This is a genomic window from Corynebacterium sp. ACRQP (genome assembly GCF_022345915.1).
In the GTDB taxonomy this organism is placed as follows: Bacteria; Actinomycetota; Actinomycetes; order Mycobacteriales; family Mycobacteriaceae; genus Corynebacterium; species Corynebacterium lehmanniae.
On sequence record NZ_JAKRMZ010000040.1, the window covers coordinates 1 to 5,293 of the forward strand.

General features: G+C 64.7%; 6 protein-coding genes and 1 pseudogene. 1 reads left to right on the top strand and 6 read right to left on the bottom strand.

Features of this window, described 5'->3' with window-relative positions:
• The 6 genes and pseudogenes from MHY23_RS11710 to MHY23_RS11735 form a co-directional block, all read right to left on the bottom strand.
• Positions 1 to 470, bottom strand: a pseudogene (locus MHY23_RS11710) (transposase); the annotation flags it as partial.
• Between the two features lie 41 nt (positions 471 to 511).
• Positions 512 to 1,429, bottom strand: a complete 918-nt coding sequence (locus MHY23_RS11715) for a hypothetical protein (protein ID WP_239307692.1) — start codon at positions 1,427 to 1,429, stop codon at positions 512 to 514.
• Positions 1,430 to 1,816: 387 nt separating this feature from the next.
• Positions 1,817 to 2,080 (bottom strand): ribbon-helix-helix domain-containing protein, encoded by a 264-nt coding sequence (locus MHY23_RS11720; RefSeq protein ID WP_239307693.1) that lies wholly within the window; start codon positions 2,078 to 2,080, stop codon positions 1,817 to 1,819.
• 27 nt (positions 2,081 to 2,107) lie between these two features.
• On the bottom strand, positions 2,108 to 2,575 hold the full coding sequence (locus tag MHY23_RS11725) for a YdcF family protein (RefSeq protein WP_269508073.1): 468 nt from the start codon (positions 2,573 to 2,575) through the stop codon (positions 2,108 to 2,110).
• On the bottom strand, positions 2,568 to 3,071 hold the full coding sequence (gene purE / locus MHY23_RS11730) for a 5-(carboxyamino)imidazole ribonucleotide mutase (RefSeq protein ID WP_239307694.1): 504 nt from the start codon (positions 3,069 to 3,071) through the stop codon (positions 2,568 to 2,570). The genes MHY23_RS11725 and purE overlap by 8 nt, the downstream gene beginning before the upstream one ends.
• Before the next feature lie 4 nt (positions 3,072 to 3,075).
• A complete protein-coding gene (locus tag MHY23_RS11735) occupies positions 3,076 to 4,257 on the bottom strand; it encodes a 5-(carboxyamino)imidazole ribonucleotide synthase (protein WP_370645858.1) in 1,182 nt (393 codons plus the stop codon).
• A 40-nt stretch (positions 4,258 to 4,297) separates the two neighbouring features.
• Here MHY23_RS11735 and budA point away from each other — a divergent pair, with 40 nt between their 5' ends.
• On the top strand, positions 4,298 to 5,032 hold the full coding sequence (budA, locus tag MHY23_RS11740; protein ID WP_239307695.1) for an acetolactate decarboxylase: 735 nt from the start codon (positions 4,298 to 4,300) through the stop codon (positions 5,030 to 5,032).
• The last annotated feature ends 261 nt before the right edge of the window (positions 5,033 to 5,293 follow it).

The following is a 5,293-nucleotide window of genomic DNA, read 5'->3' on the forward strand; positions in this document are numbered from 1 at the left end:
CTGTTTTCTCGTTCTGCGACGACGAACCCGACGATGGCGCGCGAGTACAGATCGATCACCATGTGCAACGCGAAGGTTTGTCCGTAGTACTGGCCAGGCAAAAACGTGATGTCCCAGCACAGCACCTGCCCGGGGGCGGTGGCGTGCACATGCGGCGGTGTGGCGTCGTGGCGGCGTTTGGCTTGTCTGGCTTTGGTGTTGTGGCGTTGGTGCAGCAGTTTGCCGTGGGCTTTGGCCACCCGGTAGAAGCTGCGCAGACTCGCCAGGTAGATCCCGTTGTTCAACGCGGCGTAAAACACCTGGTCCACCCCGCAATGCGGATTGTCGTCCAGCAGCTCCACTATGTCTGTGACTGTGGCATCAGACAGCCGGTTGATCCGGCGCCTGTGATGCGGGATCGGGTTGTCGGTGCGTGGGCGCGGATTGATTTCGTAGAAGACCCGGCTGCGCGAGGCACCGATGATGCCCATCGCCTTCGTTTTGGAGTATCCGACGGAAACGAGCTGGTTGATCAGCGTTTCTTCCGCTTGCCGGCCTTGCTCGTAGAGGCGTTGTTGGGCGTCGGTGAGGACTTTTCCTCCGCGTTTGAGTCCACGCCAGGTGCTCCTGGCATGGTCGCTAAAGCTTTTCCCAACACATCAGTGGCCAGCTCAGCCCGCTCTGCCCTTTCCGTCGCCTTATCTAAGGCACGCTGCATTGCTTCTTCCCGGTGTTTCGCATCGAGTTCGAGCTTGCGTTTGTCCTGCGTCAGCGCAGAAATTTCCTTGCGCAGCTGCTGAATTTCGGCGCATTCATCCATCGTCAACGTTCCAACCCTCCTTGGCCTTGTGCGTGTTGGCAGATCACCGTCAGCCACCATTGCGGTCCAGCGTCGCACGGTCTGATGGGCAAGTCCATGCGCCACTAACCAGGCTTCTTTCTGGCCATGCGGTACTAACCCGTACTCGACGACAACCTCACGGATGTACTCCGCACTAGGTCTGCCCAGGTAGGCAGCATCAGCCATGTGTTTGGCGCGCTCGACGCCGTCAAGGCCGTCGTCCACGGTTTTCGATTTCTGCAGTGCGCGGGCCCAACGCTTGATGTTGAGATATTGAATTCCCTGCCGGGCGCACCACGGGCCTTTCGTGCCATGCGGCAACAGGTTGTAAATCGTGATCATCTGCCGCTGCTGCGCTGGATGAAACCAACTGCCAGAACCGGTCACGCGGTACGGGGAGAACACGAACGCCACAGCGTCAAGCGATGTCAACGTCTCCTCATCGAGTACTTCCCCCGCCGCCAGCACACGCGGCGGCAGCGACAAGATCTCCTCGACCCCCTCGCGCGACGTCTTAGGCTTGACCTTTCGGGCAACCACCGGGGCATCAACGGACGGTGGCGACGTCAACGACGACGGCACCAACTGAGGCAACTGTGAATCGGTCATGAACAAAACCTCCTACGGTACGTCGTTCACAACCACTCTGGCACTAAGGGGCGGTTGTCACATCCGTCACCGAGCCCCAGTGGGCGTCACCGCCCAAAGACGCGCCCGGTCACGGGTCATCCGCACCAATTCGGGATGTTCCGAAGTCAACCCAAATACTGAGCGCGCGCTTTCATGGCGTGGATGATTATCTCTCTCCCACTATCGAAAACCAGCAAGACAAACTCCAACAGCCTGCCTGCATGGTCCGGGCCGATTATTAACCATCTCCGCGGGTCAGCTTCATCGTCTAGCGGCCGTGAAGTGAGCGCGTGCGCAAATGCATGGTGCACCGCATCATCACTGAGACGGTCTCTCTTGTAATGCTTCCGCGCCGAACGGTGAATTTCAGGCGACATTCGTCCACTGCCGGATAGCCTCACGGATCGCATCCGACCGGGTGGTCAGACCCTCCGCTTCGGCGCGGGACATGAGGGCGGCGATCGTTTCGTCGTCGAGACGCACCGGTACGACCGTACCTGCACCTCTACCTACTGGTGGACGACCTCGGCGGGGAGCCGGCAGCTTCGAAAGGTCGTACCCCGCTTCAGCCTCATCAGCCCACTGCTGAATTTGCTCTTCGGTGATGGATTTGCCGTGGATCTTTTCCATGCGAATATCGTATACGAAAATCCGCCCCTACCGCCCGAGCACCCGGCGCACGAAACGGCGCCACACCACCCGCGCCACGGAGTGCGGCAGCGCCACCACTTCCCGCGCGTAGTTTTTCACCCGCGACGTCTTTGGGGTCGGCGCCGCTACTAACTGCACCGGAATGCCCAGGTGCCAGGCCCACACGCGGGTGCGCAAGACGTGGAACCCGCTGGTCACCACGGTCAGGCACGCGGCATCCGGGAACAGCGCCCGGGAGCGCTCCAGGTTTTCGTTGGTGGAGCGTGCCTGAGGCTCCAGCACGATCGACGACTCGGGCACCCCGCGGACCAGCAACCAGTCGGCCATCACCTCCGCCTCCCCAAAACCGGAGACGACCAGCGGCGCGGGGGCCGCACGCCACACTTCAATCGCCCGCCGCAGGCGGAACTCGAGCATGCGCGAAGGGCGCCCGTCCACGATGCGGGCGCCCAGCACGACGATTGGGTTATTCACCCATCAGGCGCTGGCGCAGCGCCTCGTCCTTGCGCTCGACCTCGGCCGCCATGCGCGCCTGGTAATCCACCATCTTGCGCTGCACGGCCGGGTCGGCGGCACCCAGGATGCGCGCGGCCAGAAGACCTGCGTTTTTCGCCCCGCCAATGGAGACGGTGGCCACCGGCACCCCGCCCGGCATCTGCACGATGGACAGCAGCGAGTCCAGTCCGTCCAGCGTGTCCAGGGCGCGCGGGATGCCGATGACCGGCAGCGGCGTCGCAGCGGCGACCATGCCCGGTAGGTGCGCCGCACCGCCGGCGCAGGCGATGATCACCTGCAGTTCGCGCGTGTGCGCTTCCTTGGCGTAGGCCAGCATTTTCTCTGGCGTGCGGTGCGCGGAGACCACGCCGACTTCAAACGGGATGCCGAATTCGGCGAGCACCTCGGCGGCCGGGGCGACGGTGTCCCAGTCCGAGTCGGAGCCCATGATGATGCCAACGACTGGCTGTGCCATGTGTCTAGTCCTTCCAGGTTGCGTGGATGATGTAGTGCGCGGCGTCCTCGGCCACGGCGAGCGCTTCCTCGACGGTGTCGGCGCACACGTTGACGTGGCCCATCTTGCGGCCGGGGCGGTGGTCCTTGCCGTAGAGGTGCACCTTGGCCTGCGGGTACTTGCGCATCACCGCAATGACGCGCTCGGCCATCGGCACGGAGGGGTCCTCGTCGCCGCCGAGGGTGTTGACCATGACGGTTGCGGGCGAAAGCTTATCGACGGCACCTAACGGCCAATCCAGCACAGCCCGCACATGCTGCTCGAACTGGGAGGTCACGCACCCGTCCTGGGTCCAGTGGCCGGTGTTGTGCGGGCGCATGGCCAGCTCGTTGACCGACACTTCCGGGCCGCTGTCGCCCTCGTACTCGAACAGCTCCACGGCCAACACGCCGGTCACGCCCAAGCCTTCGGCGACCTGCACGGCGAGCTCCTCGCAGCGTTTGGCCAGCTCCGGGGACATGCCCGGCGCGGGCGCGATGGCCACGCGGCAGATGCCGCCGTCCTGGCGCGACTCCACCACCGGCCAGGCGCGCACGTCGCCGGAGCGGTTGCGCGCCACCATCGCGGAAAGCTCACGGGTGAACGCGACCTTCTTCTCCGCCATCAGCGGCAGGTCGCGGCCCAGCAGGTCCTCGACCAGCTCGGCGCACTCTTCGCGTGACGACGGGAACCACACCCCGTGGCCGTCGTAGCCGCCGCGGGTGGCTTTCAGACACACCTGGCCGCCGGTCTCATCCCAGAACGCCTCGGCGTCCGCGGCCGACGCGATCGCTGCGAACGCGGGCACCGGCAGGCCTGCCTCGGACAGGCGCTTACGCTGCTCGAGTTTGTCCTGTGCGTAGATCAAAGCATCGGGGCGGGGCTCGACGGCCACGCCACCGTCGATAAGCAATTGCGCGTACTCGTTGGGCACATGCTCATGGTCGAAGGTGACCGCATCCGCGCCACCCACGACCGCGCGCAGATCCTCGAGCTTGGTGTAATCGCCGAGGCGCACATCGCCGAACACCTGCGCCGCCGAGGCATCCTTACTCGCGGCGAGCACGCGGGTCTCCACGCCGAGTTCGATCGCTTCCGTCTGCATCATCCGTGCCAACTGGCCGTCGCCGATGACGGCGACGACGGGCATCCCATAGGCGTTGCTCACCCTGCACACTGTAGTCGCCCCTCCGACTAGCATCGCAGCCATGTCTGCAACGATTGCCCGCCACACCATTTTCCAAAACTCGCTGATGACCGCGCTTCTCGACGGCATCTACGACGGCGAGCTGACCATCAGCGACATCCTGAGCAAAGGCAACTTCGGCCTGGGCACCTTCGACGCCCTCGACGGCGAGATGCTCATCCTCGACGGGGTGTGCCACCAGCTCACCTCCGACGGCAAAGCGCGCGTGGCCGATTTGGACCAGCGCACCCCGTTTACCGTGGTGACCAACTTCGTGCCGCGGATGCGCTTCGACGCGCCCGCCGGCATGGTGCGCTCCGAGCTGGCCAAGTTCATCGACGACGCCGAGCCGAGCCACAACTTCTTCACCGCCGTGAAGATCACCGGCCGGTTCAAGGAAGTGGTGGTGCGCACGGTGACCAAGCAGGAAAAGCCCTACCCGCCGATGTCCGAGGCCGTCTCCGACGACGCGGAGCACGTCTTCACCGACGTCGAAGGTGTCATCGGCGGTTTCCGCACCCCCATGTACGCCAAGGGCATCGGCGTGCCGGGCTGCCACGTGCACTTCATCGATAACGAGCATTCGCGCGGCGGCCACGTGCTGGACTACACCGTGGACGAGGCCGTGATCGAGCTGTGCCCCGGCACCGACATGGAGCTGCACCTGCCGGTCACCGCCGAGTTCTTGGGCGGCAAGCTCTCCCCCGAAGACCTGGACGAGCAGCTGCACACCACCGAGATCAAGGGTGACAAGTAGCGCCCAGCGCCGGGCGGAAAGGGTGCGCCGGACGGGGTTCCTGACAGATTACGGCAGCCGTTTGTGCCGACCTGGGGATATAGGGGCGCACTGACAGATTCCGCCACGAAGTGTCGGAGATAGGGGCTCCCGAGGCGAGGCGCGCGGCCGGCGCCCGCGCCGGCGCCCGCCCCCCGCCCCCCGCCAAGCGCCCCCGACCCAGCCCCCCCCGCACCACCAAAACCACCCCGCGCCGCAATCCCACCCCCCCCCAAAACAACG

Coding starts and splice junctions, on each gene's coding strand:
- MHY23_RS11715 (WP_239307692.1), bottom strand. CDS start 1,429: ATGACCGATTCACAGTTGCCTCAGTTGGTGCCGTCGTCGTTGACGTCG.
- purE (WP_239307694.1), bottom strand. CDS start 3,071: ATGGCACAGCCAGTCGTTGGCATCATCATGGGCTCCGACTCGGACTGG.
- MHY23_RS11720 (WP_239307693.1), bottom strand. CDS start 2,080: ATGGAAAAGATCCACGGCAAATCCATCACCGAAGAGCAAATTCAGCAG.
- budA (WP_239307695.1), top strand. CDS start 4,298: ATGTCTGCAACGATTGCCCGCCACACCATTTTCCAAAACTCGCTGATG.